The 18,708-nt window shown below is 39.1% G+C and carries 13 protein-coding genes and 1 pseudogene; 7 read left to right on the top strand and 7 right to left on the bottom strand.

The window, feature by feature from the left end; translation table 11 throughout:
- The first annotated feature begins 61 nt into the window (after nt 1-61).
- Nucleotides 62-5,116, top strand: coding sequence for a pentapeptide repeat-containing protein (locus AAHH40_RS04700; protein ID WP_342219528.1), 5,055 nt, complete (start codon nt 62-64; stop codon nt 5,114-5,116).
- A gap of 179 nt (nt 5,117-5,295) precedes the next feature.
- Nucleotides 5,296-5,913 carry a bifunctional nicotinamidase/pyrazinamidase gene (gene pncA / locus AAHH40_RS04695; RefSeq protein WP_342219527.1) on the top strand — a complete coding sequence of 206 codons (618 nt, stop codon included), beginning with the start codon at nt 5,296-5,298 and terminating at the stop codon, nt 5,911-5,913.
- Nucleotides 5,914-6,058: 145 nt separating this feature from the next.
- Here pncA and epmA read toward each other — a convergent pair whose 3' ends face one another.
- The 5 genes from epmA to rsmD form a co-directional block, all read right to left on the bottom strand.
- On the bottom strand, nt 6,059-6,958 hold the full coding sequence (gene epmA / locus AAHH40_RS04690) for an EF-P lysine aminoacylase EpmA (RefSeq protein WP_342219526.1): 900 nt from the start codon (nt 6,956-6,958) through the stop codon (nt 6,059-6,061).
- Nucleotides 6,959-7,030: 72 nt separating this feature from the next.
- Nucleotides 7,031-8,167 (bottom strand): Dot/Icm type IV secretion system ATPase DotB, encoded by a 1,137-nt coding sequence (dotB, locus tag AAHH40_RS04685; protein ID WP_342220802.1) that lies wholly within the window; start codon nt 8,165-8,167, stop codon nt 7,031-7,033.
- Nucleotides 8,142-9,017, bottom strand: coding sequence for a type IV secretory system conjugative DNA transfer family protein (locus AAHH40_RS04680; protein ID WP_342219525.1), 876 nt, complete (start codon nt 9,015-9,017; stop codon nt 8,142-8,144). Before AAHH40_RS04680 ends, dotB begins: the two co-directional genes overlap by 26 nt.
- Nucleotides 9,004-9,486 carry a type IVB secretion system lipoprotein DotD gene (gene dotD, locus AAHH40_RS04675; protein WP_342219524.1) on the bottom strand — a complete coding sequence of 161 codons (483 nt, stop codon included), beginning with the start codon at nt 9,484-9,486 and terminating at the stop codon, nt 9,004-9,006. Before dotD ends, AAHH40_RS04680 begins: the two co-directional genes overlap by 14 nt.
- Nucleotides 9,487-9,565: 79 nt before the next feature.
- Nucleotides 9,566-10,138, bottom strand: a complete 573-nt coding sequence (gene rsmD, locus AAHH40_RS04670; protein WP_342219523.1) for a 16S rRNA (guanine(966)-N(2))-methyltransferase RsmD — start codon at nt 10,136-10,138, stop codon at nt 9,566-9,568.
- Nucleotides 10,139-10,391: 253 nt separating this feature from the next.
- Here rsmD and ftsY point away from each other — a divergent pair.
- The 3 genes and pseudogenes from ftsY to AAHH40_RS04655 all read left to right on the top strand — a co-directional run bounded on the left by ftsY (nt 10,392) and on the right by AAHH40_RS04655 (nt 14,169).
- Nucleotides 10,392-11,386 (top strand): annotated as a pseudogene (ftsY, locus tag AAHH40_RS04665) (signal recognition particle-docking protein FtsY).
- A 67-nt stretch (nt 11,387-11,453) separates the two neighbouring features.
- Nucleotides 11,454-13,856 (top strand): hypothetical protein, encoded by a 2,403-nt coding sequence (locus tag AAHH40_RS04660; RefSeq protein ID WP_342219522.1) that lies wholly within the window; start codon nt 11,454-11,456, stop codon nt 13,854-13,856.
- A gap of 127 nt (nt 13,857-13,983) precedes the next feature.
- Nucleotides 13,984-14,169 carry a rubredoxin gene (locus AAHH40_RS04655; RefSeq protein WP_342219521.1) on the top strand — a complete coding sequence of 62 codons (186 nt, stop codon included), beginning with the start codon at nt 13,984-13,986 and terminating at the stop codon, nt 14,167-14,169.
- Here AAHH40_RS04655 and hemJ read toward each other — a convergent pair.
- A complete protein-coding gene (gene hemJ / locus AAHH40_RS04650) occupies nt 14,164-14,589 on the bottom strand; it encodes a protoporphyrinogen oxidase HemJ (protein ID WP_342219520.1) in 426 nt (141 codons plus the stop codon). The genes AAHH40_RS04655 and hemJ overlap by 6 nt on opposite strands.
- Nucleotides 14,590-14,640: 51 nt before the next feature.
- Here hemJ and hemF point away from each other — a divergent pair, with 51 nt between their 5' ends.
- Complete coding sequence (hemF, locus tag AAHH40_RS04645; RefSeq protein WP_342220801.1) at nt 14,641-15,558, top strand: oxygen-dependent coproporphyrinogen oxidase; 918 nt, start codon at nt 14,641-14,643, stop codon at nt 15,556-15,558.
- A gap of 263 nt (nt 15,559-15,821) precedes the next feature.
- Here the strand turns inward: hemF and AAHH40_RS04640 are convergent, their stop codons facing one another.
- The gene (locus AAHH40_RS04640; RefSeq protein WP_342219519.1) at nt 15,822-17,060 is read right to left on the bottom strand and encodes a tyrosine-type recombinase/integrase; all 1,239 of its coding nucleotides are present in this window, start codon (nt 17,058-17,060) and stop codon (nt 15,822-15,824) included.
- A gap of 146 nt (nt 17,061-17,206) precedes the next feature.
- Between AAHH40_RS04640 and AAHH40_RS04635 the strand changes: the two genes are divergently transcribed.
- Nucleotides 17,207-18,661 (top strand): hypothetical protein, encoded by a 1,455-nt coding sequence (locus AAHH40_RS04635; RefSeq protein ID WP_342219518.1) that lies wholly within the window; start codon nt 17,207-17,209, stop codon nt 18,659-18,661.
- The last annotated feature ends 47 nt before the right edge of the window (nt 18,662-18,708 follow it).

Here is an 18,708-nt window from a genome sequence, read left to right as displayed (position 1 = left end):
TTTTCAAAAATTTTTTAAAAATAATTATTTTCATTTTTAAAAAAAATGACCAGGAAGTCATATGCCAAAAGATCCTTTGTTAAGCGCAGATTTTTTTTCACTGCATTTATTATCTGACGATGAAATTAGGCTTGCTGTCGAGGAATTAAATCGACTAGAGCAATTAATTAAACAAAAACTCTATCCGTATTTAACGGCTGATCAACCACCGACTTATTATCAAGGTGGTCGCAACTTAAACGATTTAAACAAATTTGTTTATCAAGATGAAACAAGTAGTCTGCATAGTGATAAGTTTAAACTTTTGCAAGTAGAACTAAAGCTGAGTGTCACGCATATTCAGTTATGGGCCGTCAGTCATAAACTTGAAGGGGGTGAAACTTTATCGGTTTTTTTAAAAAAACTAGAGCAACCTAGCGATAATATGGCTTTACTTTATGGCGATGGAAAACTATTGCTAGAAAAAATAGCGGTGCTATTAGATGAGCCACTGATTAAATTAGAAGAACGAAAAAAAATTATCATTAATTTACTAGCGGATAAAGAATTAGAAAAATGTATTGCCGGTTGTTATTCACGTATTAGCAGTGCCGCTTTGCAATTACAAGAAAATTTAGAAGGAGATTTACAGATTAAGCAATGGTTACGCGCTTATGCTAAGACTATGGCAAGCCATGTCGCCGCAAAACGTCCGTTTGCCATGCCAGATACGTATCAAGTTATGGTATGCAAAGCGTCGGATAGTGCTGTCGATCAGAATCTATTGCATGCGAATAATTATTTATTGATGCAAGCCAAGGAACGTGGATTTCCGATTGATAGTCAACGCGATCAAGGGGCGATTGAACTAGGAAATGGTCTCAGTGCATTAAGTAAAAAGGCCATTGTCGATTTATATATCAAGGACCTGGAACAACATATCACCGCGAAAAATTTAGTTGGTTATATCAGCGAAAAATTACATACTAGTTTTACACAAATACTGTCCGAAGATAGTGATTACGCCGATAAATCCACACGTATTCTGAATAAATTGAATCTATTAGGGGTAGATGATTGGTTTAAAACCAATAAAGTAGGATTAGAAGAGATTTTAACTGACAGTGGCGAATTGAAAACGGTCGATGCCTTACAAATAACCGTTACACAGCGGTTACTGGCTAGAAAATTATTAAAAGCTTACGAAGCAAAAAGAATAAACTTAAATAGAGGAGGGTCGCTGGAATATTATGAGTTTAATTCTGAAATAGGCTTTACTTGGTTTTGGGTAGGCAATCAAAGAGTATCGATAATTGAGCTTATCAAAGCAGATCGTTTACCTACACTTATTCCTTTAACGCATCTGCAAGAAAACCAGCGTCGTATTAATATTATTCGAATAATCCATGATTTTATTAAAGACATCGATGGTTTAATTAGCGTAATAAAAAATCTTCCTGCCGCTTACGGTGATTTTTTTACCGATTCTTTATCATTACGGCGAATAGTAACTCTTTGTAAAAATAAGGATTCAGTTAGACTTTTTATAGAATTATTAACCCATATACCTGACCAGGCAAAACGCAGCGTATTTCTTGCAGAATGTGATACAGCGTTTGTGCAAAGGATGTTATATCACGCTTTAAACAAAGCAGATATTAAACATGTGCTGCCTGGGTTAGCGGTTAATTATTTAAAGGAAGATTATAACGCGATGAGCAAGCAAGAGGCGTTAAGTGTTACCAAAGGCTTGATTTCGACGCTGCTTGACAATGAATTTAACAGTTTTTCAAATCTTAATTTTATTAAATTGCCACACGCCTATTTAGAAGGGCTAGACTTTTCTAATGTCATTATTAAATTTACGAAATTTTATCAGTCTATTCGTCATTGCAAATTTGATCGGGCTGATATGGAAGGAGTTAGTTTTTTTGCAGAGTTAGAACATATATCATTTAAAAATACCGATATTAGAAAAGTTAATTTTAATAAACCTTTTAGCACGCCTTACTCAAACATTGATTTAGAAAATGCCCTGTTATCGACTGAATCATTTAAAGGGTTAAGATCCGCTTATGTCGTGGATTTTGTCGGATCAAATTTGCAAGAGGTTAATTTTCAAGATGAATTTGTTAAACCTCGTTTGCGATTTCTCGATTTTACTAATGCTAATTTAGGGTCCTGTGATTTAAGTAAACTTGAATTGCAAGGGGTTACTTTATGGGAAGCTAATTTAGCCCGGGCAAATCTTGTCGGCACAAATTTAAATCAAATCGCTATTAATCCTCACACTAATCTAGAAGCGAGCCAATTCGATCTGGTTACCGTTGATTACTTATATAAAAGAGGGATTAAGAATTTTGCCAGCTGTAAAATTTATATAGAAAAGAGACCTGAAGATCCCTACGAATTCTATAGTTTTCATCAAATGAATTTTAAAAAAACTGAGTTTATTGGTGAAATCTTGTATATAAATTTTATAAAATCTGATCTAAGTGCGGCCTTATTTACGCCAAAAATAGTGACTCAGCATGCATCAAATATGAAGCTTAGTATTGCAATCAAGGAATCGCAATTGGATAGCGCTACATTTCGGCATGTTAAATTTAGCAGTGATAGTATACTTTTAAGACCTGCCTTCTCACAACTTAATTTTGATCAGGTTGAAATGTCAGCAAATTTTTTATTTGCTTTGTATGATAGTGGACAGCGAGATTTTACAGGAATAAAAGCACTGCAAGGGCCGATTCCACAAAAATTAGTCGCACTTCCTGTATTAGGTGCCAAGCTTAAGAAAGAGAGCTTTTTACATCTCTATCGACAAGGATTGCGTGATTTTCGCGGTAGTAATTTAAATAGTTTTTACTTGAGTCAAGTGCTCACCGAACAAGCGATATCGGCCATCGATCTTAAATTAGAAGGCGCTGAATATAAACAATCACCGCTAAGTTGTGTTTCTGGTACGCGCCATAGAAGGAGCATTTTATCTAACCCTTTTTGTACGATACATTTTCTTTTCCAAAAAACCTATATTGAGAAAAGAATTTCAGTGACCGATATTGAAGCATTTGCTGTGCCTAGCCGAGAACGTTTTTCCATAAAAGAGTTAGTATTGGGACCCAAACCACTTTATATATTGTCTGACGAGGTCAATGAAGTGAATTTTTATTGGGGATATCGGCCCGATGAGGATGTGTTCATTAAATTAGACAGCTTTACTAAGAAGAGTATTACTGCATTCGAAGTCTCGGAGCGTAAGAATATTAATCTACGTTTCCATTTTTCTAAAATATTTAGCGATGCAACGCCGTTAAGCGAATTCGCTGATAATATCGGCCGACTGGGATTTTCTGATGTGAAATTGAATTACTATAATCAACACACACAATTATCTCGCGTAGAATTGATAAATGGAAGGCCTACGATCACCACGCTGAGTATGACTCAGCATCAAATCCTACATACCGAAAAATTTCGTGGATTATTAAAAGATGTCAAATTAAATACACGCAAAGCTTATGATAGAGAAGAAGATCGTGCTCGCTTACGCAGTATAAATTCAGAAGTGAGAAGAAAACTAGGATCGGGGTTGAGAACGGGGGTGCGTAATGGCGCTCATTATGAACTAGGAGCAGCGATCATCTACTTCATTGGTGAAGCGATCAATAATCCCAAAACAGCGGATATCCAGTTTATAGACGCAGAAAACAAAACCGTGTTAAAGCTACTGGCCTACCATCTCGCACAAGAAGTAGGCCAGGAAAGAGGTGCCGATGAAAGACAAATAAATCTCACTACGATAGCGGCAGAGCAATGTATCGATCGAGGCGAATGTTCCACTGAAAAACAAGTGATACACGATGTGGTGGATTCTATGCAGCGAATTCGACCTGATTTAATGATAGGCAATGAATACGGTTGGAATATTACCAAAGAGTTCTTCGTCAATATCGGTAGTTATGTATCGGAAAAATTTGATGAGCTAAAGATTTTTTTCACTACGACTCCTAACCGATCACTGCCAACCGATCCCAGCTATTGGGGGCCACCAACAGGTGTTATTCAATTACCAAGAATTCAAAAAAGAAGTCTATATAATTGGTATGAATCTCCGCTGCTGTTGCGATTAATTAAGAATATTGAAAGTGTATTTGGCGGTTTTGAATTTGATTTGCAACAAGATGAATATTTTTCCGAAGCAAAACTAGCAGGCTATTTATCTGAGCTTTGGCAAGCGTTAGCCAGCTGTGGAGTCAGTAATAATGTCACGGAAGAATTTACTTTAAGTCTGTTAGCCAAATTAGAAAATACTAGTTTTTTAGAAAGTCTTCTCATTAGTTCACCGGGGGCGTGTGTTACCGAGATGGAATTTACAACTGCGACAGAGATTCCTTTAGCCGCTACTTTTTCTGCTAAGAGCAGAAGACGCCAGGTTAGAGATATTTCCATAACAGATAAATTTGATTTTGTAAAACAAGAGATAGAAACCGACGACGCGATTCTAGACCTTGCCGATGATTATCTTTTGCAATATGAAAGCAGAAAAAAACAGCCTAAGGAAAATAACCATAGGCAAAAAAATATTAGTGTTAGTTCATTGAATAGGCAACAGCGACTCTCAGAAAATAACAATAGACACATGGTTGAACACGAAAAAAAGTATAAACAAAAAATAAAATTAGATCCAAAACCAAACTCATTAAATAAATATGACAATAAAAATTATCAACAATACAAACCTGCTTTTTTATCGCCTTTTAAATTTTTAAAGCAGCCGTTGCTAGATATAAAAATACAGACTCCCGCGTTTAAAAATAATCAGCTAAGTCCTTTAGGCATAGAGGGTAGGCATTCGAAAAGACAGTTAAAACAAGCGAATGGAAATTATCCTCTTTTACAAAGAGAGCATGCATTTTTTCGTCCAAAACATTCTGGAATAACTGAAGTAACCGCACGTAGCGAGTTACATACTTCTCTTTTTGCTTTAAATTTCTGTATTAAGTGTTTAAACAAAGAAAAAAATTCCTTTTATGCTAATAGGGTTAAAGTTTCAAAACTAGTCAAACTGGAAAAAATGCAAGAACGGAAAATTGAAATTCAAAGAAATTTTTATAAAACATCATTTTCTAAAAAATAATTTATTTTAATCCATGCATAATTTTAATTTGGTAAATTTGCCAATATCTAGAATCTGCAAATGACTAATTATTTTTCTCTTTCCTGAGATGCAAAAAAAGATTAAAATAAAAAGGTAGTTAGTGGCATTGTGCTCGCCTCATTAATATAATAATTTTTTGTTCATGGAACCTAACTTTTATGAAAAGAGCCTTGATCTTAGTGGATTTACAAAATGATTTTATGCCTGGAGGTTCATTAGCGGTGGAAAATGCTGATGAAGTGATTCCAGTGGCTAATCGCGTTCAGCAACATTTTAAATATGTTATCGCCACACAGGATTGGCATCCCGAAGATCACTCTTGTTTTGCTGACAATCATACAGGTCGTTTTCCTGGAGAGTTTATTCAACAAGCCGGGTTGTCACAAATGTTATGGCCTGTCCATTGCGTACAAAATACCAAAGGTGCCGAGTTTGTAAAAAATCTTAAATTAGATCACATTATCAAAGTATTTCGCAAAGGTAGTGATCCAGAAGTTGATAGTTACAGTGGTTTTTTTGAAAATGATCATCAAAAACAAACCGGTTTAGCTGAATTTCTCAAAGAATTACAGATTACTGAAGTGTATATTATGGGTGTGGCCACAGATTATTGCGTTAAATATACGGTATTAGATGCCTGCAAATTAGGTTTTAAAACTTATTTGATTGAAGATGGATGTCGAGCGGTGAATGTCAATCCAGAAGATGGACGGCTAGCTATTTCTGAAATGAAAACTATCGGCGTAAAAATCATTCAAAGCGATGAAGTAGAATGAGTATTCCATCGCGATCGTAGTTTTTTACTCATCATTGCGAGCACGAAAATATTGCTCGTCATTGCGAGCGCGAAGCGCGCGGCAATCCAAACTAGATGGCCACGCTCACTTCGTGAGCTCGCCATGACGGACTTTTTAGATGGTGTTAAGCGCGTTGGATGGGAAAGCTGATGACTTCCGCTACCTCATCCATTTTTGCCATGAGCATTAATAGACGATCAATACCTAAAGCTACGCCTGAGCATTCAGGAAGCCCGTGCGTCAAAGCCGCTAATAAATATTCATCGATGGGTACGGGTGAATAGCCGTGCTTAGCACGTGTGCTGAGATCATTCTGAAAACGTAGTCGTTGTTCGTTGGCATCACTTAATTCATGAAACCCATTGGCAAGTTCGATACCGTTTAGATAAACCTCAAAACGTTCTGCCACAGATGTTGTATCGCCACGTATTTTAGCTAAAGCCGCTAAAGTAACCGGGTAATCATAAATAAAAACTAATTGTTTAGGTAACTGTGGTTCGATGACATGAGACATTAAGAAATTTAAATAATCTGCAATGTTGTTTAGACCTAAATTTTCAGTGCCTAGACCTAAACGAAGAACAAGCTGTTTTAAATCTTTAAGTGACAGTCGATGTGGATCACACTGCAAATAACGTTGAAAAATTTGCGTATAACTAAAACGCTGTGCGGGTTCACAGGCTAATAATTTTTTTAATAAGGCTTCTACTTCGTCCATTAATTGATGATGATCATAGCCAGGTCGATACCATTCTAATAAGCTAAATTCAGGATTGTGATAACGTCCCGATTCTCCTTGGTTACGAAATGCTTTGGAAATTTGATAAATGGGTCCTGATCCAGCTGCCAATAAACGTTTCATCGCAAATTCAGGAGAAGTTTGCAGATAAAGCGTTAGGTGGTGTTCGTTATTGTCCAAACAATAGGGCGTTTGAAAACTATGTAAATGAGGATCGGTGACAGTAGCCTGACTGAGTAAGGGAGTTTCTACTTCTAATACTTGGCATTCGGCAAAAAAAATCACGAATGTCGGATAAAAGTTTGGCGCGACAAACGCAACATCGATAAGCTAGCAGCAGGTCGCCAAGTGTTGTTGTTAAACACCATCATGGTGCTCGGAAAATTCCGCACTAAGCATTAAGCGTTTATACACCCGTTCACTGATGAAACCGGCGTCAAATTTACGTTTGGCATCAACAGACATCGGTTGACCATGTTCTTTTAACATGCGTCGTGTCGTGGCACTGATATTATCCAGTTTAGAATCTAATAAAAAATCCCTTAATTTTTCATCAAAAACTAAAAATTCGCGTAATGCAATGCGCTTTCCATCCATGCTAGGGACTAATTGTTGCCAAATGACGACACGTATGGTTTCGATAATATCGATCATTCTGGCTTTAGCTTCTTCAGCTGGGAAGGAGTTGACTAATCGTCTTAAGGTTTCTGCCACGCCATTACTATGTAAGGTGGTATAAACGGGATGCCCTGTTAATGCTGCTTCGATAGAAGCACCAATGGTTTCCGGATCGCGCGATTCGCCAACTAATATGAGTCGGGGTTTGCGCCGCAGGGCATTGCGTACGCCCGCGGCGAAGCTGGGCAGATGTCTAGGTATCTCGGATTGACTGACGATAGCACTGGGCATGTCAATTGAGTCGTAGACAAACTCTATCGGGGCTTCGTACGTAAGAATCTTACGATGCGAATCTTCTTTTTCAGCCAGATCGCGGATAATAGCGGCTAACAAGGTGGTTTTACCGGAACCGGTCGCTCCGGTGACGTAGACGATGCCTTGTGCAGGGGCTAACGCAGCGATTAATTCACTTTCTAAATTCAGATCCGACATTTTAGGTGGCGTACTGGGAATAGTACGAAAACTTATTTGTATTGCATCATGACCTTCTACTAAACAGCCGGTGGCATTGACTCGGAATCGATAACGTTCGTTACGATTAGGCCGAAATTCATAGTGCGTATCAATATCAACGCCACTTAAAATTTGCGCGCTACCATTAGGCCCATAGATTAGATTGAGTGTCTCAGCGACTTCGGTGTTGGATAATTTACGTTGCGTGATGCGGAGTAAACGACCATAACTTTCAGCAAAAACGGGTTCGCCGGTTTGCAGCGTAATATCCGAAGCGCCCAGCTTTTGGCAGTGAATAAGTAGACGAGCTAAGCAAGCCGACGTGAAGCGTACCGGTTCATCGTGAAGTAGATGTGCTGTCATCATCGTGCGTCACGATGGATTTCCATCGACCTGGATTAACTTGTAATTTTGGTAATGAAGTGATACGCAATATTTGATCGTTAATATGTAAATCAGAACTATCACCGGTGACACCGAGATCGGTATGTGCCACAAAAGGCTTACTGACCATACCTTTCAACAATAAATTTTGATATAAAGCCATACCCGTGTAATCGCGGGTTAAACGCGCTAAATTCTCATTAAAAATAGCATCGGCTTGATCGATACCATCTTGCCAACCCAAGGTGGCATATTTTCTCCAGACGAGCCGTTCTTCAGGTGTTTTCGGCAAAAAAGCGGGTAAGGGTAATTCAGGATGTTGGTAATCCATCCATATATAATTATGCCATTGAGGCGGTGCGGTAGTGAAACGTGCCTGACTAATAATTTGGTAAGTACGATCATTGATACGTAAGGTTTGTCCATCGGCGAGCTTCAGTGAATTATTCCCTTGGACGAGTACAGGAGGGATGACGTTATGGTCGAGTAAAATTAAATTGAAATTAAAAATCCGATCTAACTGTGAAGAATTTTTAGTTAATACCTGATTAATCTGTTCAGAACGCCACGCTAAACCGGCTTGAGCACCGACACTCATCGCGATATCTTGCAGTGCTTGTGAACGTAAAGCAGTCATTTCCTTTTTGTCCTTCGACACCTGGGCATGTAAATTTTGTAGTTGTGTTAAATTATCTAAACTACCGACGGTTTTATAATTAGGTTGTGTGGTGCTACAGGCGCTGAGCAGCGCAAATAGACTTAGGCCAAATATGATTCGCAGATATTGTTGTAATAAATTTCCGAAATACTTAATATTAATATTTAGCATAACGTAGTTCTATGGTCTTAATGCCAGGATAGACGATGATATTGGCTTTTTTACCTGCCTGAAGATTGGCATCGCGGATGATATAGTTCAGCGGCGTATTTTGTGAGGAAATCGTCACTAAAACGGGAACAGCTGGCAGTTTTCCTATGATTTGCAAATGGAAATGAGCAAGTTTGGCAATACGCTGTAATAGCGGCTCTATGGGACCCGACCAATCGACTGAGGCGATAGTTTTTTCTAGTCCCGAAGAGCTGGGATAGGGTAGTGGCTTGCTAATAGGAGGGCTAGAAGCCTTCTCCAGTTCTTTTAACTCATTTAATGACTGACTAACAGAGCGTGCTGCTTCGGCTAGCCTAATTGAGGCATCATCTGAGTGAGCGTTGATAGCGGGGGTTATGGAATTTGGTAAGTTTTGTGAAGCACACCCCGAGAGTAGACCCACAAAAAGCGCCACTGTTATTTTTTTCATGCTTATCTTATTTTAGATAAAATTCTGTAACCTACGAATGCATTGAAGCAAGAAGGTAATATAATGTCAAGCCATGCTTTTAGGGGGTGGATTTAATTAAGGTATATTGCACCTGACCGGCGGTTTTGGCCTGCTGAATCTCCCAATTTTCTGGCAATACCAGCTTTTTAAGGCTGGCTTCGGCTTCCAAATAAATCATACTTTCTGGCGCCAATAGACCTTCTTTGACTAGCCAGGTGCAGGCCGAGCCTAGCAAATTGTGATGAAAAGGAGGATCCAGAAAAACGATATTAAAGAGCGGTTTTTTTGTTTCAAATAGTTTTGTTGCCGCAAAAGGAAATTGAGCCTGATAAACCTGGGCGCGGTTTTCAGCCCCGAGCTGCTTCAGCTGCGCTTTTAAATAGGAAACTAATAGCGAGGACTGTTCAATAAAGCTCACTGATTTAGCGTAACGCGAGAGTGCTTCAAACCCTAAAGCGCCACTGCCAGCAAATAAATCTAAACAGTTGGCATCGCTAAGATAAGGGGCTAACCAATTAAACAAAGTTTCGCGGATGCGATTCGGAGTTGGACGTAAATCGGGGATAGCAGGGAAATGAAGTTTTCTACCGCGCCATAGTCCGCCGATGATTCTGATTTCACCTTTTTTCATAAAAAATATACTCTAACAGATTGCCGCGCGCTACGCGCTCGCAATGACGATCAATATTCTACGCGCTCGCAATGACGATCTATATGTTACGCGTTCGCAATGACGATCTATATGTTACGCGTTCGCTACGAATAGAACAGCGTCATGGCGAGCGAATGTTAATGAGCGTGGCCATCCATTTGCGGAACTCTGCGTTGCGTTAAATGTAATAAGTCATTTATTATAAACGTTTTCCAGCTACCCTACATAGACTATGTTTAAATTTTTAAAACGCAAAGAATCTCAGCCCGATGTTTCTAATGAAGAAGCTTCGCTTAATAGTAAAAATAGTTTTTTTAATCGTATCAAAAATAGTTTACAGAAAACGCGTCATCAATTAACCGAAAGTCTTGCCAGTTTAGTATTAGGTAAAAAAAAGGTTGATGCCGAATTAATTGAAGAAGTTGAAGATTTGCTTTTAACAGCCGATGTCGGCCCTATGGTGACACAAGAAATTATTCAGCTTTTAACATTGAAATTGGTTCGCAATCAATTAGCCGATGGTCAGGCGGTATGGGATGTATTGCAACAACAATTAGGTGAATTATTACAACCCTGTGAACAGGCTTTAGTGATTAACGCGGCACACAAACCCACCGTTATTTTAGTGGTAGGTGTGATGGTGTTGGTAAAACAACGAGTATAGGCAAGCTTGCGCATTACTTGCAGAAGCAAGGTAAGCAAGTGATGCTGGCTGCAGGTGATACGTTTCGTGCTGCAGCAACCGAGCAATTAACCATTTGGGCTGAACGTAATCATATTCCGATCGTTGCTCAACATCAGGGCGCCGATAGTGCTTCAGTTATTTATGATGCGTTTCAAGCCGCCAAAGCAAGAAATATAGATGTGTTAATTGCGGATACCGCAGGACGTTTGCATACCAAGCAGAATTTAATGCAAGAATTACAAAAAGTAAAAAAGGTCATTAGTAAATTGGATGTGACAGCGCCACACGAAATCATGTTAATACTGGATGCGGGCACCGGTCAGAATGCATTGCTGCAAGCTGAAGCTTTTAACGAAGCCATCTCCTTAACGAGTGTGATGTTAACCAAATTAGATGGCACAGCTAAAGGTGGCGTGATTTTTGCCATCGCAAAAAAATTAGCGTTGCCGATCCGTTTTGTTGGTTTAGGTGAAGGTATTGATGATCTGCAAGTTTTTTCAGCACAGGAATTTGTCCGCGCTTTATTTACTATTGAAAAATAAGTTGTTTAAAAATACACTCGCCGCACATTGTATTGAAAAACTAAAACAAATAAAAAAAAGAGTTTTTATGATCGAAGAAAAAAAAATACGTGAAAAGCGTTTTGTATTCGAACGACCTATTGGGGGTTTAAGAAAGTTATGGTTTAGTCAGCCCGGTCAGCGTTTAACACTGACCTATGCTTATTCAGATACGGCTTTGCAAAAGCCTGATTACATGGATACCATCGAAATAGCAGTAGAAAGCTTTAATCAGTTAGGCTTAGCCAATTTACGTTACGCTCCGAAGGTTATGGGTACGCTGCCTGGAAATTGTCCTTTAGATACTCTGTATCTTAAGGAAAAATATCAAAATCAGATATTTTTCACTCGAAATTCTAACGAAAGTGCCGACGAATGGGGATGCGGGACGCGATCGAGCTTATTGTATAGCAAAACGGTGAAAGATTTTTTTGGTCATCCGTCTTCTACTGCCAATCTCAGTTTACCGCCTTTTTCCATGATCACTTGCACCACTGAAAATAACTATTTTTTACGTTATGGGACGGGTGTGATAGCGCATGAAATCTATCATTTATTCGGCATCAAACATGCGCATTTTAGTGCCGATAACAGCAATCACATTTTAAATATCAATATACCAGCACCTGACGTAGATGATATCTATTATGATGATACGATACCTTGGGACGAAAGACTTGAGAAGTTGCAGAAATTTATTAACATTTATCCTTTTAGTGATATTTTACTCACGACTCCCTATACCTTGATCTCACCTTTCTCACTACAGCATTATCGCGTGCAAGATTTGGCGCCTTATCTCAGTTTTAATACCACGCGTATGGAAGAGATATTAGATAGTTACAATGCCAGTACGAGTCAAAAAAAGGATTATTTTTATTTAGTGGATAAATATGCTGGCTACCCCGTGGTGCGCACCTATCAAGATGTGTTTGGCTTGGCCAAGGCAATTTATTCTATCGCCCCGGATAGCTTGACGGGCCTTGCATTTGATTTTCCGAGTTATTATTTAATGGAAGGGATTTATATTTCAAGTCAAGATCAATTAAAACTTACGCAAATGATCGAATATTTACGTGCGCAGGAAGCATTTGTTTATCCTATTTTAGCACAGGAAAAAATGAGTTTAACCAGTTATCTCAATAACCACTTTTCAATCGATTTGATTGAGCAATTTAAAGTAGTGAGTTTAAGTCCGAAATTTATTAGCTGTCATTTATTACCCTATGATGTTTCTTTGTCACTCATCCTTGATCGGGATTGTCAGCTAAAAGGCAGCAGTAATGCGACGGGTATTTTTTCACTTGAGGTAATGATAAGTAATAATATTACGCGACTGCAACGCAATGTCACGTTGGTGGTCAAAGAAAAAATGCCAGTAAAAAATAGGGTCTTATTAAGTAATCCGGGTCCGCAGTATTTATTATTCGATAATGCAACGTCTCTTGATTTGATTGAATTGTGTCAAGCAGTGGCTATCCCTCGAGAAAAAAAATTGCACTGCCTATTGACTGAAACTTCTACAAACACCAGCTTAGAGCATTGTCATATTGAGCTTGATAATCGCACTGAAGATTATAATATCAGTGTTATTTTTACACAGACAGAAGCTAGAAAAACCTGTCATATTCAAATTTTTAATCGACAGAATAGGACAGCCGTTAATAACGTTACAGCGTATGCTATGCCTGCGATAGTAGTAGAAGATCATCCCATTGCTGAAGCATTGGTGAACAAGCAAGCTCCGCTAGGGGTGTCGATAGCGGATCAGCCGATCATGGATAAAGTGTTTTTTCAACGTTTACAGCACTGCTCTCAATTGCTAACGATACCGTTACTACAAGGATTTTTTGAAGGTGTAATCGATGCTTGTCATATCGGACACACGCGTAAAACATTATTAAAATTTATACCGCGCGCGACTTTACTTGTTTTAGGTTATACGAGTTTTTTAAGTTGTGGAATGGCCACGCTGGCATCCCTACTGACCGATTTTATGCGAGAAAACTCAAAAGATTTTGTCTCTAGCAAATTAGAAACTTGTATCAAGTTATTGTTTTTTATTGTGGTTACCGAGTTAGAATATGCACCTTCACAGCTTTGGAAATTAAGCGGTCAGCTGGAGATTTTTCCCGAAACAGTGTCTTTATTAAATAAATTATTCGTGCAAATGGCTTTAGTGCCGGCATTCAAAACCGGTGCTTATCTGGCTAGCCAAGCGCTCATGCAATGTTTAATGTCATCTGCTGAAAAGCGTGATACTTCTGAACAACAAACATTAAGTCCAAGATCAGATTTTTTTAGTGCATTGAGCGTTGCGCGTGATACGGTATTTTCGAGAAAAATATTGCGACCCCTTACATTCTTTGCTAGGCCTGCTGCGAATAATCAGCTCAGCCAAATAGCTGAAGCATATGATGTCGGTAGGCCTTTGACAGCAAAAACTGCTTAAAAACTTTGCTAAAGGGGAATAATTTCTTTATATTCTAGCGAATGTAGATTGCCACGCGCTCCGCGCTCGCAATGACGATCAATACAAATAATAAAATTCAACGAGTTAATTCATAAAGAGTGGAAAAATGACAGCAGACGCAAACGTTTTTAGAAAATATATGTGCTTACTATGCGGCTATGTTTACGATGAGGAGCATGGCTGGGAAGAAGATGGTATTCCGCCGGGTACGCGTTGGGAAGATGTCCCTATGACATGGCGTTGTCCTGAATGTGGTGCAATGAAAGAAGATTTTGAAATGGTGGAGTTATAGACCAGGGTGTACCTCAGCGACGATAACAATGGCGATAAGCAATAAGGTCGGAAACTCATTCAGCCAGCGATAAAATAAGCTGGAGTGTGGGTTATTATCAACTTTAAAATCGCGTAAACATTTTCCGCAATAGAGATGAAATACGATTAACACCGCCACTAAAGCTAATTTTAGATGCATCCAAGTGGCAGAAGCATAGTAGTTGCTGGCAAAGCTAAACAAAATAAACCCGAACAGCAGCGTTAATAAAGCCGCTGGCGTCATAATATAATAATAAAGACGGTGTTCCATGATCTTAAAGCGTTCAATACTGATACTATCCTTGGCATCGGCATGGTAAACAAATAAGCGTGGTAAATAAAAGAGGCCCGCAAACCAAGCGACCATGGCGATAATATGCAAGGCTTTAATCCAGGGCATGTCATGCTCCAAATTCTAATGGTGGATTAATTTTAATTAAAAAATTGTATGATGAATTATGACCTAATTATTCCGGCAATAAAAGATTATTTTCTGGGGTTACAGACCAAGATTTGTTTGAGTCTCGAAAATGAAGATCATCAAGAAAAATTTTTAATTGATGATTGGACACGAACGGAAGGTGGCGGTGGAAAAACCTGTGTTTTGAGCGCTGGGCCAGTTATAGAACGCGGAGCAGTTAATTTTTCGCATGTCTTTGGTGGCGCCTTACCTCCCAGCGCCAGCCAACGTCATCCTGCTTTAAGCGCCGCCGCTTTTCAAGCAACCGGTATTTCTTTAGTCATCCATCCGCGTAATCCTTATGTGCCAACGGTACATATGAATCTACGCTTTATTGGTTTGCAAGGGTCGGATCAACAAGCAGCACAATGGTGGTTTGGTGGTGGATTTGATTTAACGCCTTATTACCCTTTTTTAGAAGATTGTCGCCATTGGCATTTAACTGCTAAACAAAGCTGTAATCCGTTTGGTTTAGAGCTTTATCCGCAATTCAAAAAAAATTGTGATGAATATTTTTATTTAAAGCACCGACAAGAGGCACGCGGTATCGGCGGACTATTTTTTGATGATCTGAACCTATGGGAATTTAGTCAATGCTTTGAATTTATTCAAAGCGTTGGCGATCATTTTTTATCAGCCTATCTTCCTATCATACAACGACGTAAAGACGCTGTTTATGGTAAGCGCGAACGTCAGTTTCAAGCCTATCGACGTAGTCGCTATGTGGAATTTAATCTGATTTATGATCGCGGGACATTATTTGGTTTACAAAGTGGCGGGCGTGTGGAATCGATATTAACATCACTGCCGCCACAAGCGAATTGGCAGTATAATTGGCAACCAGAGGCTGGCTCGAAAGAAGCAGAATTAACCGAAAGTTTTTTGGTCGCTAGAGATTGGCTGGCTTAATTTTCTGGATTGCCACGCGCTCCGCGCTCGCAATGACGAATAAAAAAAACTGCGCTCGCAATGACGATCTATATTCTACGCGCTCGCAACGACGAATAAAAAAACCGCGCTCGCAATGACGAATAAAAAACACGCGTTCGCAATGACGAATAAAAAAACCGCGCTCGCAAAGACAACTAGAACAGCGTCATGGCGAGCGAATGAAATGACGAAAAGATAACGTCATGGCGAGCTCACGAAGTGAGCGCGGCCATCCATTTTGACTAAGCTAAAGGATCTAATTTCTTTTTCTTTGCCGACGCATGCCGAGCACGCAATTCGACATCGATATATTGATCGGTAATCGCACTCGAACTATGCCCGGCGTCGTCGCGGACATGTTCACGTGGCCGATGTTTGATATCTTCGGATATTCCTGTGTGACGTAACCAATGTACCGTTGCGGTTTTTAATTCTACGGCTTCGTCTTTGAGACCGTCTTTAACCATACGTGCAAAAGCAGCATCAAAACAAGCTTGCACGATACTACGAATTTGTCGCGTACTCTGAATAGCGGCCTGACCATTGGCTTTGCTAATTAAAGGGGTGGTTTCGCCGCGACTAGGCAAACTCATCAGGCCTAAACTCTCCCGGTAACGTTTTAATGCATTTAACATATCGTCACTGACACTAATTAGACGTTCTTTATTTCCCTTGCCGACGGTTAAAAACCACCAATTACCATCCGCATCTTTTTGAAAATGACCCATCTGTGGTTCCCAGCGTGCGCTCGCGGCGAGTTCAGAAATTCGTAGATACATGCCATATAAGGCCTTCATAATAAATAAGGTTCTATTATGCAGATCCGGTTTTTGCTCAAAGAGTACTTCTGCAGTTTCTATCACATACGACCATTGTAGTTCACTCAAGCGCCGCACTTGATGATTGCTTTTTTGCTGCCTGATGAACTTACTTTTTTGGCGAATTTGGGCGACCGGATTGAAATGGATATAGTCTTCCTGAATCAGATAATTATAAAAACTTCCACAGACCGCAAAAATCGCTTGTAGCGCTTTTTGAGATAAGGCGTATTTTTTTATATCCGGCATGATGCCTTGTTGACTAGCCATTTTATTAATCGTCGCAACAAAAGGTCGCCAATCGGGATGCGGCTTTCTATGGCCCTGATGCATAAAATAACGCGCAACGGTTTTAACACCTATCCAGTGTTTAGGAGGTTGCTGGCAAAATTCTATAAAGGTTTCAAAGTCATCACGGCGCAATTCTTTAATAGATTTTCCCAAAACGAACCAGCTCCATTGTAATAAGCGTTCAATTTCACGGCGATAAGCATTAAATGTGGCCTCGCTGCCACGATAACTATACAAAAACTGTGCGGCTTGAGAATAATCTTGGCCGGCATACGCGTTACTTTGCTTAATGTCTAGAATTTGTTGCGGATATTTTTTGGGTTCGATAAATTTTAAACTATCAAATAGCGGAATCGGAGAAATAAGTGACATAAGCAAGTATCTTAGTAAAATTCCATCTAGTTTAACAAGCTTTTATGAAAAAATAATGAATGAATAAAAAAAATAATATTTTACAAGAAATTTTTAAAAAAGTTTAGTATAATGCCGGCCTTCCTTTTAGGAGGTAAATAAACTTAATGCCCAGGTTTGTTTCTGACATAAAGAAACATATCACTACCACTGAGTTTTGGCGGGCCTTGTCGTTCGTCTTGAAGCGCCTCGAAAGTATCGCGAAATATCTGACTAGTCTTCCTTTACCTTTTACGTTTAGCCTTTATTTTTTACATCTGATAAGAGCCGCTTTAAGAATAGTTAGCTATTTTTACAAAACTAAAAATAAAAACTTGGGCGATACCTGTAAGTTGTTATTTGCCCTATTTAAAGTCTCCATAGCCGTTATCGCCATCGTTTTACTCGGGTGCGGTCTCGCTACGCTGCCTGCCATTTTGTTAAGCTCATTTTTTGCCTACAGTATTCTAAAACTTATTCATAGTGCGATAGTTTTGCTAGTGAGTACGGTTTTCTATCTAAAAATCGATAAAAATTGCATCGAACAGCAATGGAGGCGCGCCCAATATCGAGACAATATTAGCAAACATGTTTGTATGTTGGGTGCGGGGCTACTGTTTGTATTATTAACGTGTATGGTCCTCGCCGGTACTAGCATTTTAATCTGGACCAATCCATTGATGTTATTGGTAGATGGGGTGATTTGCGTGGCATTATTTGCTACCGTCGCTTATTTTGCTTACAAAGTCGCTAAAAATATACGTACTTCTGGCGAAAATTCATTGTTAAAAAAAGATCAGATTGCAAAAATCAAAAAATTTTTATGGATGTTTGGTCTTGGCATAATAGCTTTGCTATTAACGGCCGCTACGCCTTGGGTAGGCGTTTCTGTCATCACATGCGCACTGATATTACTTAGTGCGCAAGATGCCTTATTGACGATTTATTATTATTTTTATGCTGTTTATATACCGGATCCTGAACCGGCTAACCTTAGTGAAGCACAATTAAATGAACGGTTTGGTCAAACCAGTCGAGATTATTACCAAAATTTTTCTCCAATATACTATTTACAGACACAAATTTCAGAAAAATTCCCTCAGGTTGACGATGTCAATAAAGCCAATAAAAAACTACTGTTAAAAGTAACTTTGCTAAAAATACTGCAATTAAGAAGTAAAAGAGAAAAAACTGCAAAATTAGGCGTAGTGAATCAATTTTTTTCACTCGAAGAAAAATTTAAGGTCAAAGAAGAATATTTACTGCGTGAGTTAGCTTGGACCTTAAATACGGATAATCTCGAAGATTTAATCGAGCTTATTCTAGCGAATAGCGATTTGCTAGAAAATAAACGATCGGGGGTTTTAGACGATCTTGAACTGCAAAAAATCTTAGGCCAACTGGTTTTTTTTGCCGAGCAGGAAAAACGCACCCAACGAGCAGAAGTGGTTAAACCCAAGTTATTTTATCAATCTTTTTGGAAAAAAGTCGGCGCTTGCGAAGCCTTGTCACAGGCATTTCGCGCATCACGAAACATAGAGGAACAGGTACCAGTATCCAATTTTTCCTGGGAGATAGGTTGAGCTAATTAAACCAAAAAATTATTTGTTGTGGTGTTAAGGATAGTAAA

The organism is Rickettsiella endosymbiont of Miltochrista miniata, from assembly GCF_964031245.1.
Classification (GTDB): domain Bacteria; phylum Pseudomonadota; class Gammaproteobacteria; order Diplorickettsiales; family Diplorickettsiaceae; genus Aquirickettsiella.
The sequence above is the reverse complement of the archived record's forward strand: the minus strand, read 5'-3'. Positions and strand labels throughout refer to the sequence as shown.